This is a genomic window from Bradyrhizobium sp. IC4059 (assembly GCF_020193615.1).
Classification (GTDB): Bacteria; Pseudomonadota; Alphaproteobacteria; order Rhizobiales; family Xanthobacteraceae; genus Bradyrhizobium; species Bradyrhizobium yuanmingense.
On the sequence record NZ_JADYVH010000001.1, the window covers coordinates 348105 to 367640 of the forward strand.

Genomic DNA, 19536 nt, shown 5'->3' on the forward strand with positions numbered 1-19536 from the left:
GTTCCGGGAAGAACGCGAGGTGAGATCAGCCGATTTCAGCCGGGGCGACCTGAATGGCGGATGAACATGCATGATGCCCGGGACAAACCCGGGCATCATGCAGAGTGTGCGTGTGTGGGAGCCGACGCCCTCCGCGTGTCAGCTCACGCGCTTCCAGGTCTGGCCGCCGCAGAACATGCCGCCGAAGGCGCAGCCCTGCACGCGCATCACGTTCGGACCTTTCATCGAGATCGTGGAGTCGTAATTGCGGCCGGAGTTGGGATCGCGAATGCGGCCGCTCCACTTCGATCCTTCGGGCTTCATGTTGATCAGGATGCGCTCATTGGTCTTCTCGGCATAGCCGCAGAGATTGGCGCCACACTGCTCGACGCGGACATTGCCCTTGTTCTCTTCGGTCGCCCAGATGCCGATCGGCGAGTTCGCTGCGGCCACGGGCGCGGCGGCCACCGGCGCCGGCGCGGGAGCCGCGGCGACGGGCGCGGGAGCGGCAACAGGGGCAGGCGCAGCAACAGGAGCAGGCTGCGAGCTGTCGAAGCCGACAGAAGGAGCGGCGGCAACAGTCGCGGCTGGGGCAGCGGACGGGGCTGGCGCGGCCGGCACAGTCGCTTGCGGCACGGGCTGTTGCTGCACCGGAGCCGGGGTGGGCTGCGCCGTCGTGGGCGCCGGAGCCGGCGTGGTGTCGTCGTCATCGTCCTTGGAGCCGCCAAGGCCCTTGAGGTTGATGTTGTTCAGCTTGATCGGCTTGTCCGACAGGCCCGGCGCGACGATGGTCACGCAATTGAGCGAAGCGCAGTTACGCGGCGTCTCGATGCGGATGTGCTGGCCCTCGATCTGGAACGAGATCGAATTGCCGGCATGCGCGGCGGCAGTCGAAGCCAGGAAGAGGGCGGTGGCGGCGATGGAGAGCTTGTTCATGACAACCTCCGAAGATGGCGTGGTCCCGATATGGACCGAAGTCGCTGGTGGATGAAGCGTGGTTCGACCCTACGCCGCGGGGGTCGGGCGTTCTGTGACGGGAGTCACAACGAGCGAACGCCGCCTGGGTGATGCAGCGCACATTCAGCCGCGCCTGCGCTGCGTAACGTCGTCGCGACACGAGGGAAACGCAGATGCAGCGGCTTGCAACCCGGCTTGCCACCTGGCTTGCCACATCGATCGCGTTGCTGGCGATCGCGCCGACGGCGCAGGCCGGCTCCTACACGTTCTCGATCGGCGGCAACCGGTTCCATGTCGAGGCGCCGCGCAATTGCCGATCCGCATCCTGTATCACGGTAGCCTCCAGGCGCAGCCTCAGGCCGACGGACGATGTCGGCATGGCACGAGCCGCGCAGCCCGCGCCCGCGCCGGCGGTCCAGGCGCCGCAGCCGGCTTGTCCGACGGCAGTTGTCAAGTCCCCCCAAGCGGCGGTGGTGGTGCCGGCACCTGCGCCTCCCGTCCTTGCCGCGGCGACCTCGCAGCCCGTTGCACCGCCGGCGCCAAGCTTGGAGATTTCGAGATTGGAGACGATGAGCCACGGCCCGCCCCGGGTTGACCTGGAGCGCATCGATCCACCGAAGACCGCCGCGCTCGAGCCGCAGCGTATCGAGCCGCCGGTCATCGTCCCGGGCGCCGAGATCAATCAGACCACAGCGGTGGCGCAGATCAGCGCTGACGAGAGCCATGCGCCGCTCGGCGAATGGGAGAGCGCCGGCGCCAAGGGCACGGTCCGCATCGAGCGCTGTGGACCTGCGCTGTGCGGCTACGCGCTCAGTGAAGCATCCGGTCGCGGCGAGAGCGTGCTCGTCAACATGAAGCCGAAGAAGCACAATGTCTGGACCGGCAGCATCTACAGCCGCTCCAGCGGCAACACCTATTACGCCACGATGACGCTGAAGAGCTCAGGCAAGCTGCGCGTTGAAGCCTGCGCGCTCGGCCGCTTCTGGTGCTCCGGCAACGACTGGACGCGGGTCGATGGGCCAAGGGAGGAGATCACCGCCTCATCGCAGCCCTCGCGCACGCGGTCGTAATTTCTTACCCTCCCCTGGAGGGGGAGGGTCGGCTCACATGAAGCGCAGCGGAATGTGAGACGGGGTGGGGTGACGGTCTCTCCACGGAGCAACTGCCCGCGCGGAGAGATCACCCCACCCCGCTCGCGCTGCGCGCGATCGACCCTCCCCATCCAGGGGAGGGTAAGTGGCCGCGGTGTGTTGATCAGCCCTCTAAATCATCCCGAGCACGATGGCGCCGACGAAGGCCATGGCGAGGTAGGCGGTGATAACGCTCAGTCTGCCGGCGAACGTCATGAGGTCGCTCCCTCCGTGCGCGCTGCTTGGCGCGCAGCCGTTATGGTTAACAGAAAGTCTCTTTTCGAAAAAGTCAGGCTCGCTGTCGCTCGTCATCGGCAGCAACCGGTGCCGCCGCGCCCGGTATGGTTAAAGAACACTGAAATCAACACGTTGAAGAGTCTTTAAGTAAATTCACCGAACGTGCGTGCATGACGCGCGGAGTTCGTTTGTATCTCGTCGGCTCCATCGTCCTTGTTTCGCTCGCGGGTTGCGGTCGCGGCTTCTTCCAGGCCGAACGCGAACCGTGGCGGGCCGAGGCGGAAGCCGCATGCCTGAAATCGGGCGCAGTCAAGGAAAGTGCGGACATCGTCCGCATCGACCCGATCTCCGGGCCTGGCAGCTGCGGCGCCGAATTTCCGCTCAAGGTCGCCGCCATCGGCGAAGCCTCGGGCACCTATGGCTTTGCCGACGAGGCGCTGCGCCCGCCCGGCAGCATCGGCAACCAGCCGCGTTGGCCGGTGCAGCCGCAGTCGAATTATCCGCAGAGCCAAGGCTATCCGGCATCGTCCTATCCGGCATCGTCCTATCCGCAGCGCTCGAACTATCCCGAGAGCGCGGTGCGCCAGCCCACCGGCTACGGCACCTCGACCGGACCGATGTCGCTCAACGCACCCGGCGTGGCCGCGCAGGAGGACGAGATCGATCTGCCGCCGGAGGGCACCGATGCGGCGGGTGCGGCGCGCTACATGAACGCACCGAGCTATCCGGCTCGTCCGGCGCCTTACTCGCAGGCGCCGGCACAGCAGCCGCTGCCGCGTCTTGGACCTGCGCAGGGCAATCCCGTCACGTCCGTCGGTCCGGTCGCAATCAAGCCGACGGCGACGCTCGCCTGTCCGATCGTGTCCGAGCTCGACCGCTGGCTCGCCGACACGGTGCAGCCTTCGGCGATGCGCTGGTTCGGCGTACGCGTCGCCGAGATCAAGCAGATCTCCGCCTATTCCTGCCGTGGCATGAACGGCAATTCGCGGGCCCATATTTCGGAGCACGCCTTCGGCAACGCCCTCGACATTTCCGCCTTCGTGCTCGCGGACGGCCGCCGCGTCACCATCAAGGACGGCTGGCGCGGCATGCCGGAAGAGCAGGGCTTCCTGCGCGACGTGCAGGCTGGGGCCTGCGCGCATTTCACCACCGTGCTGGCGCCGGGCTCCAACGTCTTTCACTACGATCACATCCACGTCGATCTGATGCGCCGCGCTAGCCGCCGCCTGATCTGCCAGCCCGCCGCAGTGTCCGGCGAAGAGGTCGCCTCGCGCGCGCAGTCGCGCAGACCCTATGCGAGCGGGCGCGAGCCGTCGGTGACCGGCTCGCTCGGTGCGCGCAAGAGCACGATGCACAAGCGGGAAGACGACGAGTACATCGACGAATAGCCCGATTTGCCAGTAGCCCGGATGGAGCGAAGCGCAATCCGGGAAAAACTGTCCCCGCATTCCGCTTCGCTCCATGCGGGCTACGATCGCGTCAAAGGCAATGTCTATCGTCCGCTATCTCACCCACCCGCAGGTGCAAATCGATCCCGATGTGCCGGTGCCGCAATGGGGCCTGAGCCCGGTCGGTCGCGCGCGCACCGAAGCCTTGGCGAATGCAGGCTGGCTTGCAAGCACGACGCAGATCGTCGCCAGCGGCGAGCGGAAGGCGATCGAGACCGCCGAGATCATTGCCGCTCGTCTCGGACTGATGATCGAGATCCGCGAGGCCATGCACGAGAACGACCGTTCGGCGACCGGCTTCCTGAAGCCGGCCGAGTTCGAAGCCGTCGCCGACCAGTTCTTCGCCGCGCCTCATCTCAGCGTGCGCGGCTGGGAGCGTGCCGCGGATGCACAGGCGCGGATCGTGCGCGAGGCTGAGGCGGTGCTGGCGCGACATCGTCCCGGCGACGTCCTGTTCGTCGGCCACGGCGCAGTCGGCACGCTGCTGTTTTGCCACATTGCGGGCCACCCCATCGCCCGCATCCACGATCAGCCCGCCGGCGGTGGCAACTGCTTTGCGTTCGCGCGGGAGGGGCGGCGCGTCCTTCACGGGTGGCGCGCAATGGAAGACATCGAAATTTGATCCCAGCCGAGCCGGAGTTCACCCCGCAGCCGGCTTCCGCGGCGCCGGTGCCAATCCCATGCAGCGCTGCACCTCACCCGGGACGTTGTAGGTGCGCATGATGTGGCGGCTGTCGCGCAAGCCGGACGCCTCGCGTTGCACCACGAACATCCAAAGCGCCTGGCCGGCTTCCAGCACCAGCTTGCGCCTGGCCGGTTGCATCGCTTCCGGCACATCGGTCGCTGCGTGGGCGGCGTCGAACTCGCGCAAGCGCGACAGGCTCTGTTCGAGGGCGCGGCCCATCCGTCCAAGCGCCGAAGCCTGTTCCTGGACGATCTCGTAGTGGAGGATGTCGACCGGCGGGCGAAGATCACGAGACATGGCCGCAATATAGCCGCCCGGCCCACAGGCGCAACGCGCGGCTACTTCGCCTTATACGCCGCCAGGAACATCCGCGTTGCGCTCTCGACCACCGCACTCATGCGCTGTTCCGACGGCGCGGGCGCCGCCTGGAACACGAAGGGCAGGAACAGCGAGGCCTTGCTGAGCTCCATGAACTGCGAGGCGGCGAGATCGCAATCGTCGATCGCGAGATCGCCCGAGGCGACACGGGCCTTGAGATAGTCGGAGAGGCGGTTGATGCTCTTGTCCAGCACGCGCGCATAGTAACGGCGGCCGACATCCGGCATGCGCTCGGCGATCGCCATCACGGTGCGGATCGCCGATCCGCCACCGGGGCGGCAGACCAGGTGAAGATAGGCGAGGCCGAACTCCTTCAGCGTGGTCTCGGCCTCGCGCTCGGGATCGAAACTGAACACGACCTGGCCATGCTGGAGCGCCTCCTGTTCGACGATGGCTTCGAACAGCGCGAATTTGTCGGCGAAATAGACGTAGAGCGTGCCCTTGGAGACCTGCGCGGCGCGGGCGATCTCGCCCATGCTGGCGCCGTCGAAGCCAAGATCCATGAACACCTTGCGGGCGCCGTCCAGAATCTGGCGGCGCTTGGAATTGTCCTCGTCCGGGACGATGTGCAATTGTTCGCCGGCAGCTACAACCATTGGTTTAGGGTCTCGGAAGCTTTTTGGTTCGGATCAGGGCCATGAAACGCCAACGAAGGATTCGCGGCATTAAGGTCTGCAGGACATAATCTCTATATTGACCGAACCGTTCGGTCAATGGTATTTGAGATGTAGCGAGGAGACCGCCCGCAACAGCGGGCGCCCTCGGTTGCGTTTGTGGGGAGGCCTGGATGGCCGCATCGAGAGACCAGACGGCTCGCGTCCTTCGCCAGGAAGCGGTGGAGGGCCAGGCGGGCGGCGATCCTGGCTCCGAGGCATCCGCACTCCCTGCCGAGCAACTGCGCCCTCATGTCGCCGAGGAGGCGAAGCGTCCGACCCGCGAGGCGCCGGAGAGTCCGGTGACCGACAAGCCGCCGGCACCCGGGGCGGAAGCGCCCGCCGCCGCTGCGCCCAAATCCGGCAAGCGCAAATTCGTCCTGACCGGCCTCGGCCTCGCGCTCGCGTTCGCCGTTGCGGGCTATGCCGGCTATTACACGCTGGTCGGCCGCTTCTACATCTCGACCGACGATGCCTATGTCCGCGCCAACAACACCATGCTCGGCGCGCGCGTTGCCGGCCATATCTCCGCGATCCTCGCCGGCGACAACACGCCCGTCCAGGCCGGCGACATCATCTTCCGCATCGACGACGGCGATTACAGGATCGCGGTCCAAGCCGCCGCGACCAAGATCGCGACCCAGCAGACCACCATCGATCGCATCGGCCGCCAGGTCGCCGCACTCGATAGCCAGGTCGCCCAGGCCAAGGCGCAGCTCGTCTCCGCGGAAGCGGGCCTCAAGCGCGCCGACCTCGATTACGAGCGCCAGCAGGCGCTGAGCAGCAAGGGCTTTGCCTCGCGCGCCACCTTCGAAAGCTCGGAGGCCGGACGCGACCAGGGCGCCGCCGCGGTCAAGGCTGCAAAGGCCGCCTTTGAGGTTGCCGTCAGCAATGTCGACGTCGCCAGGGCGCAGCAGGCCGAAGCGCAGGCCCAGCTTGCCGAGCTCAAGACCACGCTGGCCAAGGCCGAGCGCGACCTCGGCTTCACCGCGGTGCGCGCACCGGTCAACGGCACGTTCTCGAACCGCCTGGTCAACACCGGCGACTTCGTCGCGGTCGGCCAGCGCCTCGGCAACATCGTGCCGCTGGACGAGGTCTATATCGACGCGAATTTCAAGGAGACGCAGCTCAAGCGCATCCGTCCCGGCCAGCCGGTGACGATCAAGGTCGATGCCTATGGCATGCGCAAGTTCTCCGGCGTGGTCGACAGCATCGCGGCGGGCGCGGGCTCGGTGTTCACGCTGCTGCCGCCCGACAACGCCACCGGCAATTTCACCAAGATCGTGCAGCGCGTGCCGGTCCGCATTCGCGTGCCCAAATCGGTGGCGAAGCAGAACCTGCTCCGCGCCGGCATGTCGGTCTACGCCACCGTCGACACCAACAAGGGCGCCGCCGACGCCGACAGCGAGGTCGACCTCGACCATCCCACCGCGGTCCATCCGCAGTAGGGACGATGACATGAGCCGCGCTGCTGCCCCGAATGCAGGTGCGCTCCCTCTCCCGCTTGCGGGAGAGGTGAGATGAGTCCGAGCTGACACATGGCCACCGCCACCACCGCTTCACCTGCCATGATGGCGGATCCCGCTTCGGAGCGCATTGCGCCGAAGCGGCTGTTCGCGTTCATCATCATGGTGTTCGGGATGTTCATGTCGATCCTGGACATCCAGATCGTCTCGGCCTCGTTGAACGAAATCCAAGCCGGACTGTCGGCGAGCTCCAGCGAGGTGTCCTGGGTTCAGACCGCCTATCTGATCGCCGAGGTGATCGCGATCCCGCTGTCGGGCTTCCTGTCGCGCGCCTTCGGCACGCGGCTGCTGTTCGCGATCTCGGCGGCGGGCTTCACCGCCGCAAGCCTGCTTTGCGGCTTCGCCACGACGATCGAGGAGATGATCCTCTGGCGTGCGCTGCAGGGCTTTCTCGGCGCCGGCATGATCCCGACCGTGTTCGCTTCGGCCTACACCGTCTTCCCGCGCACCAAATTCCACATCGTCGGACCCATCATCGGCCTCGTCGCGACGCTGGCCCCGACCATCGGGCCGACGGTCGGCGGCTACATCACCGACCTGATGTCGTGGAACTGGCTGTTCTTCATCAACGTCGTGCCCGGCATCGGCATTACATTGGGTGTGCTGGCGCTGGTCGATTTCGACGAGCCGCATTTCGAATTGCTCGACCGCTTCGACTGGTGGGGCCTATTGTTCATGGCGAGCTTCCTCGGCACGCTGGAATACGTGCTGGAGGAAGGATCGCAACATCAATGGATGCAGGACACGTCGGTCGCGATCTGCGCCTGGATCAGCGGTCTCTCGGCCATCGCCTTCTTCTGGCGCGTGTTCACGGCGGCCGAGCCGATCGTCAATCTGCGCACCTTCTCCGACCGCAATTTCGCCGTCGGATGCACGCTGCAATTCTGCATCGGCATCGGCCTCTACGGCCTGACCTACATCTACCCGCGCTATCTCGCCGAAGTGCGCGGCTACAGCGCGCTGATGATCGGCGAGACCATGTTCGTCTCCGGCATCACCATGTTCCTGGTCGCGCCGCTGGTCGGCCGGCTCATGGCGAAGGTCGACATGCGCTACATGATCGCATTCGGCCTCATCGTGTTCGCGATCGGCTCCTACCAGATGACCTTTATCACGCGCGAATACGATTTCTACGAGCTGCTGGTGCCGCAAATCCTGCGCGGCATCGGCATGATGTTCGCGATGGTGCCGACCAACAACATCGCGCTCGGCACGCTCGCGCCCGAGAAGGTGAAGAACGCGAGCGGCCTGTTCAACCTGATGCGCAATCTCGGCGGCGCGGTCGGCCTCGCCGTCATCAACACCGTGCTCAACGAACGCACCGACCTGCACATCGTCCGCCTGCAGGAGCGGGTGACCTGGGGCAACGCGACCGCGACTGAAACCCTGACCATGTTGATGCAGAAGTTCCAGGGGCTCGGCGATTCCGCGCTGATGGCGATGAAGCAGCTCAGCCAGATCGTGCATCGTCAGGCCGTGGTGATGAGCTTCGGCGATGTCTTCCTCATGCTGGCGCTGTTCTATCTCGGTCTCAGCCTGCTGGTCGCGCTGCTGAACAAGCCGGCTTCCCCGTTCGGCGCGGCCGGCGACGCGCACTAATTTGCAACACTCGTGCGTGATCTCGCGCGAGCCCCGTTGCAATCGGCTGGCGACACATCTATAAAGCGCACCTCATTCATTCGAACCGGGGAGAGATTTGCATGATGTCGTCGCAATCGCAGATCGTACGCCCGCGCTCGATGATGACCTCGATCACGTTCTGGCTCGGTATGTACGCGGCCTGTTAGAGGCCTCTTCCGCCAGCTTCGATTGGGCCAAGGTTTTGGCCAAGCGTCCCGATCGCTTCGTTTCCCAAGTCAAAGTCAGTCTTACGTGACGCCGTCGCGGCCTTCGGGCCGACTCGCGTCCATCGATGGAGCCGGCCCGCGCGAAGCGGCCGGATGATGCCATGACCGCTCTGTCAAAGAAGCCCGCCGCCATTCGCGTGGTGCTGCCCTTCGTCTTCCGGCACTGGCTGAAGCAGCCGGTGCGCGGCCTCGTCGTGGCCGGCGGCCTGTTGGGCGCAACCGTCGCCGACCTGTTCATGCCGGTCTTCTCCGGACATCTGGTCGATGCGTTGACCCGCGGACCGTCCGATCCCGATGCGCGCCATGCCGCGCTGGTCGCGTTCGGCGCCATCGTGGCGCTGGGCGCGGCCTCGGTGGTGCTGCGGCTCGCAGGGTTGCAGGCGATCGTGCCGTTCACGCTCAAAACCATGTCGGACGTCGCACAAGAGGCATTCACCCGCGTGCAGCGCTTCTCGACCGACTGGCATGCGAACTCCTTTGCCGGCTCCACGGTGCGGAAGATCACTCGCGGCATGTGGGCGCTCGACCTGCTCAACGACACCATCCTGATGGCGCTGGCGCCCTCGCTGCTGGTGCTGGTGGGCTCGATGATCCTGATCGGGATGCACTGGGCCTCGCTCGGCGTGGTGATCGCGATCGGGGCGATCTTCTACGTCACGATCACGGTGGTGCTCTCGACCCGCTACATCGCGCCGGCGGCCCGCGTCTCCAATGCCTGGGACACCAAGGTCGGCGGCACGTTGGCGGATGCGCTGACCTGCAATGCCGTGGTGAAATCCTTCGGCGCGGAGTCGCGCGAGGACACGCGGCTCGCCGGTGTCATCAACCGCTGGCGCGTGCGCGTGCGGCGGACCTGGTACCGCTATAATTACACGGCGATGTCGCAGCTCTCGCTGCTGCTGTGCCTGCGCGCGTCCGTGATCGGCGGATCGGTGCTGCTGTGGATGTCAGGTCACGCCTCGCCCGGCGACGTCACTTATGTGCTGACCAGCTACTACATCATCCACGCCTATTTGCGCGACGTCGGCATGCACATCAACAACCTCCAGCGCTCGGTCAACGACATGGACGAGCTGGTGGCGATCCATGACGAGCCGATCGGCATTGCCGATGCGGCCGACGCGCGGCCGATCGCGATCGAGGGCGGCGAGATCGTGTTCGACGACGTCACGTTCCACTATGGCGGCCATCGCGTGCCGCTGTACGACGGCTTGTCGGTCAGGATCCGCGCCGGCGAGCGGGTCGGCCTGGTCGGCCGCTCCGGCTCCGGCAAGACCACCTTCGTCAAGCTGGTGCAGCGGCTCTACGACGTCACCGGCGGCCGCGTGCTGATCGACGGGCAGGATATCGCGCTCGCCACGCAGCAATCGCTGCGCAGCCAGATCGCGATCGTGCAGCAGGAGCCGATCCTGTTTCACCGCACGCTCGCCGAGAACATCGCCTATGGCCGGCCCGGTGCCAGCCTTGAAGCGATCGAGCAGGCGGCCCGCCTCGCCAACGCGCATGACTTCATCCTGCGCCTGCCGAAGGGCTACGGCACGCTGGTCGGCGAGCGCGGCGTCAAGCTGTCGGGCGGCGAGCGGCAGCGCGTCGCGCTGGCGCGCGCCTTCCTGGCGGATGCGCCGGTGCTGATCCTGGACGAGGCGACCTCGAGCCTCGATTCGGAATCGGAGGCGCTGATCCAGGAGGCGATGGAGCGGCTGATGAAGGGGCGCACCTCGATCGTGATCGCGCACCGGCTGTCGACGGTGAGGAGCCTCGATCGCATCCTGGTGTTCGACCGCGGCGAGATCGTCGAGCAGGGCACGCATACGGTGCTCGCAGCCAAGCAAGGGGGCATCTATCGCGGCCTGTTCGAGCGTCAGGTGGTGGAGCTCGGACAGATCGCAGCAGCGGAGTGAGGCGCGCGGCGGCGGGGCGAAGTCCCGCCGTCACGGCGTCGAGGGATGGAATGAGATGAAAGACCTGACGCGCGGCTCCATCGCTAGCCACTTCCTGAGCATGGCGCCGCCGATCATGGCCGGCATGATCTCGATCATGATCTGCCAGCTGGTCGATCTCTACTTCGTGTCGGGGCTGGGTGATGCCGCAGTGGCAGGCGTGGCCGCCGCGGGAAATGCCGGCTTTCTCGTCAACGGCCTGATACAGGTGCTCGGCGTCGGGACAGTGGCGCTGATTGCGCATGCGGTGGGACGCAAGGACCGGCGGGACGCCAATCTGATCTTCAATCAGGCGGTCGCGCTCTCGGTGCTGTTCGGCCTGCTGATCCTGGTCATGGGAGCGGTGCTGTCGCGTCCTTACATGCGTTCGATTGCCGCTGACCAGGCCACGATCGAGGCGGGGACCACTTATCTGTTGTGGTTCATGCCGGCGCTCGCGCTGGAATTCGTCATGCAAGTCATTGCCTCCGCGCTCAGCGCGACCGGCATCGTGCGACCCGCCATGTTGGTGCGGGTCCTTGCCGTCATCATCAACATTGCACTGGCGCCGGTCCTGATCTCCGGCTGGGGCACGGGTTATCCGCTCGGTGTTGCCGGCGCCGGACTGGCGAGCACGATCGCGGTGGGCGCCGGCGTCCTGATGCTGCTGGCGTATTTTCGCAAGGTCGAGCGCTACGTTGCATTCAATCCGGTGCAGTGGCGTCCGCAACCACGCCACTTCAAGCGCATCCTCAATGTCGGTCTGCCGGCCGGCGGCGAGTTCGCAATGATGTTTATCTTCATGGCGGTAGTCTACTACGTGCTGCGCGACTTCGGCGCGGCGGCACAGGCAGGATTCGGTATCGGTCAGCGCGTCCTCGCCCTCATCCAGATGCCGGCGCTCGCGGTTGCACTGGCGGCCGGGCCAATCGCCGGCCAGAATTTCGGCGCTGGCGACGCCGCGCGGGTGCGAGAGACTTTCGTCAAATCGGTGCTGATCACCTCCATCGTGGCGGTCGGCTTCATGATCCTCGCGCAGCTGAAGCCGGAGCTGCTGCTGGCGGGATTCTCCAACGACCGGGAGACGATGGAGATCGCCTACCTGTTCCTGCGGATCATCTCGCTCAACATGGTGGCGCAGGGGCTCATCTTCACCTGCTCGAGCATGTTCCAGGGCCTCGGCAACACCAAGCCTGTGCTGCTGAGCTCGATGACGCGCGTGCTCACCTATTCGCTGCCGGTGCTCTGGCTGTCGACGCGACCCGGATTCCGCATCGAGCACGTCTGGTATCTTTCGATCGCGGCGACGACGCTGCAGGCCGGCTTGAGCCTGTGGCTGCTGCGCCGCGAGTTCGGCAAGCGCTTCGCGCCGCGGGACCAGGCTGCGCCCGTGCTCCCGCGTAGCGAAAGTGACCTCCCGCGAGTTCGCGGCGCTTTAATGCGCGCCAAGGCTGTTCCAGACGAGCGTCAGGCCCGACAGAAACAAGAGGCCGAGCACGACATCGCCGAAATGCTTGTCGTTCAGCGCATGGTAGACGCGCGCGCCCGCCCATGCGCCGATCAGCGTGCCCGGAAACGCGACGGCCGCGAGCCAGACCACCTTGAGGGCGACGAGACCTGATGCCGTCTGCAACGCCAGCGCGGTGGCGAGCACCGTGAAGTTAAAGAGTTGGAAGATGCCGCGCCGCTCGTGCTTGTTCCAGCCGCGGATGTTGGCCCACAGGATCGGCAGCGGGCCGGACAATCCGGCAAGTCCGCCCAGAATGCCGCCGGCAAAGCCGATCGCACCGTCTGCGATCCGGCCGCCGATCTTGATCGCGAGCGGCCTCTTGTTCAGATACAGTGCGCTCGAAAAGATCAGGATCAGCACGCCGACGCTCAGCCTGAACACCTCCGGGTCCGCGGAGGCGACCATCATGGTCCCGAGCGGCACGCCAATCAGTCCACCGATCAGGAACGGCCAGACCAGCGAGAGATCGAAATTCTTCCACATCGAGGGCAGCGTCGAGGTCTGCGCGATGACCGAGCAGATCAGCACCAGGGGCACCGCGAGCGAGGGCGGCAGCACGTAGAGCCAGATGCCGAGTGCCATCAGCGCCGTGCCGAAACCGGCCAGTCCCGAGACGAAGCCGCCGGCGAGCGCGCCGAGCAGCAGCAGGACGTAGGTGAGCGTTTCCAACGGATTGTCCTTGTCGCAAGGGGCGACCCCGAACGGTTGATCGCACGGCTCGCATAACATGCCTGCCGCCATCGAGGTCAATCCATGCCGCATGCAAGCGTGCTCTGCGGGCGCTTCACCGTCGGTGATCTAAAGTGCGATGAATATAGCTCGATTGCTACGAGGGAGGTGCGCTCCCTCTCCCGCTTGCGGGAGAGGGTTGGGAGAGGGTGTCTCCACAACGGGACAATCCCCAAGAGGAGAAAGCCCTCACCCGCGCCTTCGGCAAAGCCGAGGCTTCGCCTCGGCGTTCTTGGAGGACGGCCGCCGAAGGCGGCCTATGCTCTCCCGCAAGCGGGAGAGGTGAAGGAAGCCATTTCCGCTTTAGACGATCTGCCTCGTATCGGCAGGCTTGTGCAGCGCGCCGACCAGGATACGCAGCGCTTCCGTCAATTCCGATCTGTTCCGGGCCGCGCCGAGCGAGACGCGTGCCGCATGCTGCGGTGCCCCGTCGACGGTGAAGGCATCGCCGGCGACGACGGCAAGCCCGTTCCGCAGCAGATGTGCGGCAAGATCGGGCCGCTCCTCCGGCAGCCGCAGCCAGAGATGATGCGCCGCGGGCCTGGCGAGGAACTGAAAGCCTTTCAGCGCGCGTTGCGCGAGCTGCTGGCGCCCGACCGCTTCGTTGCGGATGGCGCTGATGATGCGATCGGCGATGCCGTTTTCGATCCAATGCGTCACCAGCGCGACCATCAAGGGCGCCGGCATTTGCACGGTCGCCTGCAAGGAGGTGCGCATGTCCCGCTGGGCGCCGCTGTCGGGCGTCACCAGATAGGCAACACGCAGCGCCGGCGCGATGCATTTTGACAGCGTCGTTGCAAGATAAGTCCGCTCCGGAATGAGGTTCGCGATCGGCGAGGCCGAGCGGTCGAGCAGCCCGTAGGCATCGTCCTCGATCAGGATGGTGCCGGCATCGCGGATGATCTTCGCAATAGTGCCGCGCCGCTCGGCGGAAAGCGTCGCCGTGGTCGGATTGTGCAGCGTCGGAATGAGATAGACGGCTTTCGGCGTATGCACGCGGCACGCCTTTGCCAGCGCATCCGGCAGGATGCCGTCCTCATCCATGGGGACACCGACGAGCTTGACACCGAGCAGTGCCGCGGCGGCCTTGATGCCGGGGAAGGTGAGCGCTTCGGTCAGCACGGTGTCGCCGGGGCGCGCAAGATGGGCGAGCAGGTTGAAGAGGATCGTCTGGGCGCCGGGAAAGATCACCAGCCTGTCGGCCTGCGCATGCGGAACGCGGGCGCGCATCCAGCGCGCCGCGACCTCGCGTTCATGCGCGCTGCCGCCGGGCGGCTGGTAGTTGAGATACGCCGTCAGGCCCGATTGCGCGCGCAAGGCTTCGAGCCCCGTGATGATGCGCTCGTCGAGCTGCGCCTCCAGCGGGTGCGGCGGCACGTTCATCGACAGGTCGATCGCGACTGGGTGCGGCAGGTCGACCGCGCGCCGCGCGCTGGTCTCCGACACGAACGAGCCCTGTCCGACCCTGGCTTCCATGATGCCCCGGCGCCGCGCCTCGGTGTAGGCGCGCGTCACCGTCGTGAGGTCGATGCCGAGGGCCTTTGCCAGCGCGCGCTGCGTCGGCAGCTGCTGACCGCGCACCAGCCTGCCGGCGGCAATGTCGGCCTCCATGGCGTCGACGATGCGCTGGTAGCGCGGGCCGGAAAGCTCCGAGATTGTAGGGATCCATTCCATGCAATTTAGGCCCATAACCTTTGAATGTATGGATGCAAGATATTACTGTATGGATCATCGAAAAGGAAGAGGTGTGGTCATGTCTGTCTCTCCGGCGACGGTCTCTCTGGCCAAGGCGATGTGGCGCGGCTTCAGCGGCAGATGTCCGAATTGCGGGGGAGGGCACATGTTCGGCCGCTTCCTGAAAGCGACGCAGGCTTGCGACCATTGCGGCGAGGAGCTGTTCCACCAGCGCGCCGACGACTTTCCTGCCTATCTCGTGATGGTGGTGGTGGGCCATCTCGTGGTGCCGGCAATCCTCGCGGTCGAGACCGCCTACGCGCCGCCGGAATGGCTGCAGCTCGCGGTATGGCTGCCGGTAACGCTGTTCGCCTCGCTCGCGCTGCTGCAACCGACCAAGGGCGCCATCGTCGGACTGCAATGGCAGCTCGGCATGCACGGTTTCGAGGCGAGCAAGCTGCGGCGCGAGGCCGGCGAGCTTGCGCCTGTGCTGGTGAAGAACACGCGCGCGGCCTGAGGCGGCGTTTACATCGCGCGGCCAGCCGCTACACTCCATCGTATCAAGCAAGAATGATGGAAACGCCGATGGCCCTGCGCGCGAAGACCTTCCTGCTCTGTCATGGCGCATGGTCCGGCGGATGGGCCTGGAAGAAGATGCACCCGCTGATGGCGCAGGCCGGCCACCGCCTGGTGGCGCCGACCTACACCGGGCTCGGCGAGCGCGCGCATCTGGCCAATCCATCGATCGGTCTCGACACGCATATCCAGGACATCCTCAACGTCATCGCTTTCGAGGACCTCAGCGACATCGTGCTGCTCGGCCACAGCTATGGCGGCATGGTTGCGACCGGGGTCGCCGACCGCGCGCGCGAGCGCGTGACGCAGCTGATCTACCTCGACGCCTTCGTGCCGCGTGACGGCCAGTCGCTGTTCGACCTCAACGAGGGCGGGCGCGAGCAGATGCGCAGGGCAGTCAGCTCGGGCGACGGCTATCGCATCCCGCCGAACCCGCCGCCGCCGGACACGGCGCAGGCCGATCTCGACTGGCTCAATGCGCGCCGCGTCCCGATGCCGATCAAATGCTTCGAGACGCGCCTGAGGGTCGAACATGGCGAGCCGGCGGTGCCGCGCAGCTACATCTACTGCACGCGCCTTCCGCCCGGCGATGTGTTCGGGCAGTTTGCCCAGCGCACGAAGAGCGAGGAGGGCTGGCGCTATGTCGAGCTCGACGCTAGCCACGCGCCGAATGTGACGGCGCCGGAGGCGTTGATGGCGGTGTTGGACGAGATCGTCGCATAGGTCGCAGCCGTCATTCCGGGGCGTGCGCAGCACGAGCTACGATGCGCAATTGCGCATCTGAGAATCCATTTCTCCTCCGCGCCGGTCGCCTGATGGATTCCGGGCTCTCGCTTCGCGAGCCCCGGAATGACGGCGGTTGGCTGGCGAGGTGATCGGCCAAAATGGTGAGGGGTCCGATGCGGTGGCACCGAACCCCTCGTCGCACATCAGCCGGCCTGTAAGCCGGGTTCTGTAGGGCACCGTCCGCTTGCGCGAACGATACGTGACGGCCATTCCTCTGGGACCGTGTTCGCACATGGCCTCGAGCAACCTACCCGGACGGCGGGCCTGACATCGCCCCGCGGCGTTATCGCTTTCGCGAACAGCCCGCTTAAGCCGTCCCTATTCGGTTTTGCTCCCGGTGGGGTTTGCCATGCCGGCTCCGTTGCCGGCGCCGCGGTGCGCTCTTACCGCACCTTTTCACCCTTACCGCGCCGAAGCCCCGAAGGGCGAAGGCGGGCGGTTCGTTCTCTGTGGCACTTTCCCTGGGGTCACCCCCGCCGGACGCTATCCGGCACCGCATGTCAAGGGAGCCCGGACTTTCCTCCCCGGCGGCCTTTCGGCACCTGCCGGAGCGGCCGTCCGGCCGACTGACTGATAACGCATGGGCATTTGTGACGGTTTCGTCAAGCCGATATCGCCGCGCACGGCCCGCCCGAAATATTTTATCCTGAAGATGTCGTTTGGCGCGCCGCCCGTTCGACTGGTTGTCGGCAACACAGCCGAACACAGGAGTGAAGCAATGCAATATCTGCTGATGATCTATCAGAACGAGGTCGAGTACGCGAAGATCGACGCGGCGACCAGCCAGAAGATCCTGGCCGACTATCAATCCTTCACGCAAGACATCATCCAGAACGGCAATTTCAAGGCCGGCGACCGCTTGCAGCCGACCACGACCGCGACAACGGTGCGCGTGCGCGACGGAAAGACGCTGACGACCGATGGTCCGTTCGCGGAAACGCGCGAGCAGCTCGGCGGCTATTACCTGATCGAAGCCAAGGATCTCAACGCCGCCATCGAGATCGCGGCGCGGATTCCGAGCGCACGCATCGGCTCGATCGAGGTGCGGCCGATCTGGGTCTATGAGAAGTGACGGCTCTCTCACCTTCGTCATTCCGGGATGCGCCGCAAGGCGCAGGCCCGGAATCCATATCCCCGAATCGTGGTTATGGATTCCGGGCTCGCGGCTTTGCCGCGCCCCGGAATGACGAGAGGGGGTGATCGCGTGACATGACCCCTGGCGAGATCGACAAAATCTTCCGCGACGAGGCGGGGCGGGCGCTAGCCACGCTGATCCGTCTCGTCGGCGATTTCGATCTCGCCGAGGACGCGCTGCAGGATGCGTTCGCGGTCGCGCTGGAACGCTGGGCGTGTGAGGTCCCCGACAATCCGCGCGCCTGGCTCGTCAACGTCGCCAAGCACAAGGCGATCGATCGCATCCGCCGTCAGGCTGTGTTCCGCGGCAAGCAGCAGGCGCTGGTGCACGAGCTCGAGCTCAACGCGCTGGGCCCGGACGAGCCGACAGCAACGCTCGACGACGACATGCTGCGGCTGATCTTCACCTGCTGCCATCCCGCGTTCGCGCCCGAGGTGCAGGTCGCGCTGACGCTGCGCACCGTGTGCGGACTGTCGACGGCGCAGGTGGCACGCGCCTTCCTCGTCGGCGAGGAGGCGATGGCGCAACGGCTCGTCCGCGCCAAGCAGAAGATCAGGCTTGCCGGAATCCCCTATGAGGTGCCGGAACGCGAGATGCTGGCGCCGCGGCTCGATGGCGTGCTCGCCGTGATCTATCTCGTCTTCACCGAAGGCTATGTCGCAACCGAGGGCGCGGACTTGATGCGGCCTGATCTGGCGAGCGAAGCCATCCGGCTTGGCCGCCTGCTGAACCGGCTGATGCCCGACCGCGCCGGCATCAAGGGCCTGCTGGCCCTGATGCTGCTGCACGACGCGCGCCGCGCCGGGCGACAGACGCCGGCCGGCGACATCGTCCTGCTCGAAGAGCAGGACCGCTCGCTGTGGCACCGCGCGCAGATCGACGAGGGGCTGCGGCTGGTGGAGCACGCGCTGCGCGTGCCGGGCCGGCCACAACCCTATGCGGTGCAGGCCGCGATCGCGGCGCTGCATGCGCGTGCGCCGAGCTTCGAGGAGACCGACTGGCCGCAGATTGCGGGGCTGTACGAGGTGCTGCTGCGCATCAATCCGTCGCCCGTGATCGAGCTCAATCACGCCGCGGCGCTGTCGATGGTCGATGGGCCGGCACGAGCGCTCGATCTCGTCGATGCGATCGCCGCGCGCGGCGGGCTTCGCGGCTATGAGCTGTTGCCCGCCGTGCGCGCGGATCTGTTGCGGCGGCTCGGCAGGACGGAGGAGGCGCGCGAGGCCTATCGTGCGGCGACGGTGGCGACGCAGCTCGAGCCGTTGCGAAGGCTCTATGCGCGAAGGATGAGGGAGATGGATTGAGTTTCCGTCATGGCCGGGCTTGTCCCGGCCATCCACGTTCGTCATGCGTGGAGGCAGGACGTGGATGCCCGGGACAAGCCCGGGCATGACGGAGCAAGAGGTCACGTTCTCGGAAGACGTCTGCTATGTCGACGCCACCGGCGTTCCTTCCGCCGGCAAGCTCGCCAGCAGCGCCTGTAAGGTCGACAGCGTCGAGTGATCGGCGACGCCGTCCAGCCGCGCCGGGCGGAAATGGCGCTGGAAGGCGGTGACGACTTCCATCGTCGCAGCGTCGTACTTGCCGTTCAGGGGCACGCCATAGCCGTATCTTGCCAGCGCCTGCTGCATGCTCAGCACCGCGTCGCTGATGGTGCCGAGCATGAGAGTCTCGCCGCGGACGATCGGCGCGGGCGTCACCCAGTGGCCGACGCCGGAATTGGCCAGCGAATGCCACGGAAACTTCTCGCCGGGATCCTTCTTGCGGGCGGGCGCGACGTCGGAATGGCCGAGCACCCGGTGCGCCGGCACCTTGCGGCGGAGCATGATGCCGCGGCACAGCGCGATCACGGCGGCAATCTGGCGCAGCGGATACTCCGGATAGCCCCAGTCATGGCCGCGATTGATGATCTCGATTCCGATCGAGCAGGAGTTGACGTCGTCCTCGCCGGCCCAAGAGGAGACGCCGGCGTGCCAGGCACGCTTGGCCTCAGGCACGCATTGCACGATGCGGCCGTCCTCCAGCACGACATAATGCGCCGACACTTCGGTGCCGGCGGTGCACAGGCGCGCCAGCGCGCCCTCGACGTCGGGCATGCCGGTGTAGTGCAGCACGATCATGTCCGGCTGCCGTCCCTTGTTGCGCTCGCCATGGTTCGGGGAGGGGATGATGTCGGAGACGATCGAGGAATCGGGCTCGAAGGTGCGCAGGCCCGCCACGGTCTTGGGAACCGGGAGAACGCGTTGACGCTTCGAATCAGATCCAGCCGTGGACGAACCCGAGGGCATGAGCAGCTCAAACGGACGGAGAGTGGGGCAAGCCCTTCTCTTTACTATTCCTTTACCCTCCATCGCGCGCAATCGCGCG

At 66.0% G+C, this 19536-nt stretch carries 17 protein-coding genes, 1 other RNA gene and 1 pseudogene; 11 read left to right on the plus strand and 8 right to left on the minus strand.

Features of this window, described 5'->3' with window-relative positions; translation table 11 throughout:
• Positions 1-138: 138 nt before the first annotated feature.
• Entirely contained in the window at positions 139-915 is a 777-nt protein-coding gene (locus tag I6F12_RS01640; RefSeq protein ID WP_225155357.1) for a DUF2147 domain-containing protein, read from the minus strand.
• Positions 916-1109: 194 nt separating this feature from the next.
• On the opposite strand from I6F12_RS01640, the gene I6F12_RS01645 reads away from it, so the two are divergent.
• A complete protein-coding gene (locus I6F12_RS01645) occupies positions 1110-2006 on the plus strand; it encodes a DUF2147 domain-containing protein (protein ID WP_225155358.1) in 897 nt (298 codons plus the stop codon).
• A gap of 192 nt (positions 2007-2198) precedes the next feature.
• On the opposite strand, the gene I6F12_RS01650 is transcribed toward I6F12_RS01645, so the two are convergent.
• Positions 2199-2378 (minus strand): hypothetical protein, encoded by a 180-nt coding sequence (locus I6F12_RS01650; RefSeq protein WP_225155359.1) that lies wholly within the window; start codon positions 2376-2378, stop codon positions 2199-2201.
• A gap of 95 nt (positions 2379-2473) precedes the next feature.
• Here I6F12_RS01650 and I6F12_RS01655 point away from each other — a divergent pair, with 95 nt between their 5' ends.
• Together I6F12_RS01655 and I6F12_RS01660 are read left to right on the plus strand one after the other, a co-directional pair.
• Positions 2474-3691: an extensin family protein gene (locus I6F12_RS01655; protein ID WP_225155360.1), complete on the plus strand. Its 1218-nt coding sequence runs from the start codon at positions 2474-2476 to the stop codon at positions 3689-3691.
• Positions 3692-3791: 100 nt separating this feature from the next.
• Complete coding sequence (locus I6F12_RS01660) at positions 3792-4373, plus strand: histidine phosphatase family protein (RefSeq protein WP_225128350.1); 582 nt, start codon at positions 3792-3794, stop codon at positions 4371-4373.
• Between the two features lie 18 nt (positions 4374-4391).
• On the opposite strand, the gene I6F12_RS01665 is transcribed toward I6F12_RS01660, so the two are convergent.
• Together I6F12_RS01665 and I6F12_RS01670 are read right to left on the minus strand one after the other, a co-directional pair.
• Positions 4392-4733: a DUF6665 family protein gene (locus I6F12_RS01665; RefSeq protein WP_036003457.1), complete on the minus strand. Its 342-nt coding sequence runs from the start codon at positions 4731-4733 to the stop codon at positions 4392-4394.
• A gap of 41 nt (positions 4734-4774) precedes the next feature.
• Positions 4775-5410, minus strand: a complete 636-nt coding sequence (locus I6F12_RS01670; protein ID WP_036003459.1) for a TetR/AcrR family transcriptional regulator — start codon at positions 5408-5410, stop codon at positions 4775-4777.
• Between the two features lie 191 nt (positions 5411-5601).
• Between I6F12_RS01670 and I6F12_RS01675 the strand changes: the two genes are divergently transcribed.
• The 4 genes and pseudogenes from I6F12_RS01675 to I6F12_RS01690 all read left to right on the plus strand — a co-directional run.
• Complete coding sequence (locus I6F12_RS01675) at positions 5602-6915, plus strand: HlyD family secretion protein (protein WP_225155361.1); 1314 nt, start codon at positions 5602-5604, stop codon at positions 6913-6915.
• Between the two features lie 90 nt (positions 6916-7005).
• Positions 7006-8592: a DHA2 family efflux MFS transporter permease subunit gene (locus I6F12_RS01680; RefSeq protein ID WP_225155362.1), complete on the plus strand. Its 1587-nt coding sequence runs from the start codon at positions 7006-7008 to the stop codon at positions 8590-8592.
• Between the two features lie 349 nt (positions 8593-8941).
• Positions 8942-10741, plus strand: coding sequence for an ABC transporter ATP-binding protein (locus tag I6F12_RS01685; RefSeq protein ID WP_036003502.1), 1800 nt, complete (start codon positions 8942-8944; stop codon positions 10739-10741).
• A 55-nt stretch (positions 10742-10796) separates the two neighbouring features.
• Positions 10797-12128, plus strand: a pseudogene (locus I6F12_RS01690) (MATE family efflux transporter); the annotation flags it as partial.
• Between the two features lie 66 nt (positions 12129-12194).
• On the opposite strand, the gene I6F12_RS01695 reads toward I6F12_RS01690, so the two are convergent.
• Both I6F12_RS01695 and I6F12_RS01700 read right to left on the minus strand, forming a co-directional pair.
• On the minus strand, positions 12195-12938 hold the full coding sequence (locus I6F12_RS01695; RefSeq protein WP_225155734.1) for a sulfite exporter TauE/SafE family protein: 744 nt from the start codon (positions 12936-12938) through the stop codon (positions 12195-12197).
• A gap of 363 nt (positions 12939-13301) precedes the next feature.
• Complete coding sequence (locus I6F12_RS01700) at positions 13302-14672, minus strand: PLP-dependent aminotransferase family protein (RefSeq protein WP_225155363.1); 1371 nt, start codon at positions 14670-14672, stop codon at positions 13302-13304.
• 49 nt (positions 14673-14721) lie between these two features.
• Here I6F12_RS01700 and I6F12_RS01705 point away from each other — a divergent pair, with 49 nt between their 5' ends.
• A complete protein-coding gene (locus I6F12_RS01705; RefSeq protein ID WP_225155364.1) occupies positions 14722-15189 on the plus strand; it encodes a DUF983 domain-containing protein in 468 nt (155 codons plus the stop codon).
• A 68-nt stretch (positions 15190-15257) separates the two neighbouring features.
• Positions 15258-15971: an alpha/beta hydrolase gene (locus I6F12_RS01710; protein WP_225155365.1), complete on the plus strand. Its 714-nt coding sequence runs from the start codon at positions 15258-15260 to the stop codon at positions 15969-15971.
• A 202-nt stretch (positions 15972-16173) separates the two neighbouring features.
• On the opposite strand, the gene rnpB is transcribed toward I6F12_RS01710, so the two are convergent.
• Positions 16174-16604, minus strand: an RNA gene (gene rnpB / locus I6F12_RS01715) — RNase P RNA component class A.
• Positions 16605-16752: 148 nt separating this feature from the next.
• Between rnpB and I6F12_RS01720 the strand changes: the two genes are divergently transcribed.
• Together I6F12_RS01720 and I6F12_RS01725 are read left to right on the plus strand one after the other, a co-directional pair.
• Entirely contained in the window at positions 16753-17106 is a 354-nt protein-coding gene (locus I6F12_RS01720) for a YciI family protein (RefSeq protein WP_158284423.1), read from the plus strand.
• A gap of 137 nt (positions 17107-17243) precedes the next feature.
• Positions 17244-18473, plus strand: coding sequence for an RNA polymerase sigma factor (locus I6F12_RS01725; protein ID WP_225155366.1), 1230 nt, complete (start codon positions 17244-17246; stop codon positions 18471-18473).
• A 123-nt stretch (positions 18474-18596) separates the two neighbouring features.
• On the opposite strand, the gene I6F12_RS01730 is transcribed toward I6F12_RS01725, so the two are convergent.
• Complete coding sequence (locus I6F12_RS01730) at positions 18597-19457, minus strand: N-acetylmuramoyl-L-alanine amidase (protein WP_225112578.1); 861 nt, start codon at positions 19455-19457, stop codon at positions 18597-18599.
• Between the last annotated feature and the right edge of the window lie 79 nt (positions 19458-19536).

Excerpts from the sequence above, each read along its gene's own strand:
- I6F12_RS01640 (WP_225155357.1), bottom strand. The coding sequence starts at position 915 with ATGAACAAGCTCTCCATCGCCGCCACCGCCCTCTTCCTGGCTTCGACT.
- I6F12_RS01645 (WP_225155358.1), top strand. The coding sequence starts at position 1,110 with ATGCAGCGGCTTGCAACCCGGCTTGCCACCTGGCTTGCCACATCGATC.
- I6F12_RS01650 (WP_225155359.1), bottom strand. The coding sequence starts at position 2,378 with ATGACGAGCGACAGCGAGCCTGACTTTTTCGAAAAGAGACTTTCTGTT.
- I6F12_RS01655 (WP_225155360.1), top strand. The coding sequence starts at position 2,474 with ATGACGCGCGGAGTTCGTTTGTATCTCGTCGGCTCCATCGTCCTTGTT.
- I6F12_RS01660 (WP_225128350.1), top strand. The coding sequence starts at position 3,792 with ATGTCTATCGTCCGCTATCTCACCCACCCGCAGGTGCAAATCGATCCC.
- I6F12_RS01665 (WP_036003457.1), bottom strand. The coding sequence starts at position 4,733 with ATGTCTCGTGATCTTCGCCCGCCGGTCGACATCCTCCACTACGAGATC.
- I6F12_RS01670 (WP_036003459.1), bottom strand. The coding sequence starts at position 5,410 with ATGGTTGTAGCTGCCGGCGAACAATTGCACATCGTCCCGGACGAGGAC.
- I6F12_RS01675 (WP_225155361.1), top strand. The coding sequence starts at position 5,602 with ATGGCCGCATCGAGAGACCAGACGGCTCGCGTCCTTCGCCAGGAAGCG.
- I6F12_RS01680 (WP_225155362.1), top strand. The coding sequence starts at position 7,006 with ATGGCCACCGCCACCACCGCTTCACCTGCCATGATGGCGGATCCCGCT.
- I6F12_RS01685 (WP_036003502.1), top strand. The coding sequence starts at position 8,942 with ATGACCGCTCTGTCAAAGAAGCCCGCCGCCATTCGCGTGGTGCTGCCC.
- I6F12_RS01700 (WP_225155363.1), bottom strand. The coding sequence starts at position 14,672 with ATGGAATGGATCCCTACAATCTCGGAGCTTTCCGGCCCGCGCTACCAG.
- I6F12_RS01705 (WP_225155364.1), top strand. The coding sequence starts at position 14,722 with ATGGATCATCGAAAAGGAAGAGGTGTGGTCATGTCTGTCTCTCCGGCG.
- I6F12_RS01710 (WP_225155365.1), top strand. The coding sequence starts at position 15,258 with ATGGCCCTGCGCGCGAAGACCTTCCTGCTCTGTCATGGCGCATGGTCC.
- I6F12_RS01720 (WP_158284423.1), top strand. The coding sequence starts at position 16,753 with ATGCAATATCTGCTGATGATCTATCAGAACGAGGTCGAGTACGCGAAG.
- I6F12_RS01725 (WP_225155366.1), top strand. The coding sequence starts at position 17,244 with ATGACCCCTGGCGAGATCGACAAAATCTTCCGCGACGAGGCGGGGCGG.
- I6F12_RS01730 (WP_225112578.1), bottom strand. The coding sequence starts at position 19,457 with ATGCCCTCGGGTTCGTCCACGGCTGGATCTGATTCGAAGCGTCAACGC.